Here is a 665-nt window from a genome sequence, read left to right on the forward strand (position 1 = left end):
GGATCTTGCGTAAGCTTCTTCACAACATGGAAGATGATGTCGCAGCAACTGAGTTTTTGATCGACAAGTTGAAAGATACTAAGACGAACGACGAGTTCTTCTTAGCAATGAAAAAGCGTTAGTACTTATTAATACTAAAAAAAGCCGGCTAGTTGAGTCGGCTTTTTTATTGTTCTCGTAAAACACCGTATGAAATATAAAGATCTCAGAGATTTTATCTCACAGTTAGAAGAGCAAGGCGAACTTGTACGCGTTAAAAAAGAAGTAGATCCAAATTTGGAGATGACCGAAATTTGTGATCGTACGCTTCGAGCCGGTGGCCCGGCTATTTTATTTGAAAATCCAAAAGGCTCCGATATACCGGTCTTAGGAAATCTTTTTGGTACACCTCGGCGCGTAGCCTTGGGGATGGGGCAAGAGAATGTGACGGCACTTCGAGAAGTCGGAAAGCTTCTCGCATTTTTAAAAGAGCCTGATCCACCAAAAGGTTTAAAAGATGCTTGGCAGAAACTTCCTATCTTCAAGCAAGTTTTGAATATGGGGCCAAAGGTGCTCCGTAACGCACCTTGCCAAGAAGTCGTGATCGAGAAGGATCAAGTCGATCTCAGTAAAATCCCAGTTCAAACCTGTTGGCCGGGGGATGCAGGCCCCTTGATTACATGGCC

Annotated in this window: 2 protein-coding genes; both read left to right on the forward strand. The window is 43.6% G+C overall.

Annotated features, from left to right (window positions below; all coding sequences use genetic code 11):
• The coding region (locus tag A3739_RS30360) for a transcription termination factor Rho (RefSeq protein WP_197472543.1) at nucleotides 1-122 on the forward strand (122 nt) is incomplete at its 5' end.
• A gap of 67 nt (nucleotides 123-189) precedes the next feature.
• The coding region (locus A3739_RS24420; RefSeq protein ID WP_197472544.1) for a UbiD family decarboxylase domain-containing protein at nucleotides 190-665 on the forward strand (476 nt) is incomplete at its 3' end.

It is taken from the genome of Oleiphilus sp. HI0067, assembly GCF_001635735.1.